Annotated in this window: 1 protein-coding gene; it reads left to right on the forward strand. The window is 32.0% G+C overall.

All coding sequences use genetic code 11. The annotated features are described in order from the left end of the window. The coding region (locus tag LDP10_RS02995; RefSeq protein WP_265197261.1) for a tRNA uridine-5-carboxymethylaminomethyl(34) synthesis enzyme MnmG at nucleotides 1-901 on the forward strand (901 nt) is incomplete at both ends.

The raw sequence follows: 901 nt of genomic DNA on the forward strand, positions 1-901 counted from the left end.
GGAGGGCATGCAGGAACTGAAGCATCAATGGCTTCCGCAAGAATGGGTTATAAAACCATTTTATTAACTCAAAAATTAAAGAGTTTAGGATTTTTATCCTGTAATCCTGCTATAGGTGGTATTGGTAAGAGTCATTTAGTTAAAGAAATTGATTCATTGGGTGGTGTTATGGCAAAAGCAATTGATTATTCTGGTATTCAGTTTAGAATACTCAATGCTAAAAAAGGCCCAGCTGTAAGAGCTACTCGGGCACAGGCAGATAGAAAATTATATTCTGATTTTATAAAAAATGTTTTAAAAAAACAAAATAACTTATTGGTTTTTGAAGCAGAAGTAGAAGATTTAATTATTAAAAAAGAAATTATCATAGGTGTAAAAACAACAAATAAAGTTAATTTTTACGCAAAGGCTGTTGTCTTAACAACTGGAACATTTTTAGGAGGTAAGATTCATATAGGTATTAATAATAAACATGAAGGAGGACGCATGGGTCATGCATCATCTACTATTTTAGCAAATCGGTTACGAGAGTTGCCATTTCGAGTTGGTAGATTAAAAACAGGAACTCCTCCACGAATAGATGTTAATAGCATAAATTTTAAAAATCTTTTAATTCAGAATGGTGATGTACCCGTGCCTGTATTTTCGTTTATTGGAAAAAAATCACAACATCCTCGTCAGATACCTTGTTATATTACCCATACGAATAAATTTACGCATGAAATTATACGAAAAAATTTGCATCAAAGTCCCATGTATACAGGAGAAATAAAAGGTATTGGCCCTCGTTATTGTCCTTCTATTGAAGATAAAATAGTGCGTTTTTCTAATCGTTCTTCTCATCAAATTTTTTTAGAACCAGGAGGATTAAATGTAAACGAAATTTATCCTAACGGTATTT

It is taken from the genome of Buchnera aphidicola (Pemphigus obesinymphae), from assembly GCF_026122815.1.
Taxonomy (GTDB): domain Bacteria; phylum Pseudomonadota; class Gammaproteobacteria; order Enterobacterales; family Enterobacteriaceae; genus Buchnera_C; species Buchnera_C aphidicola_BJ.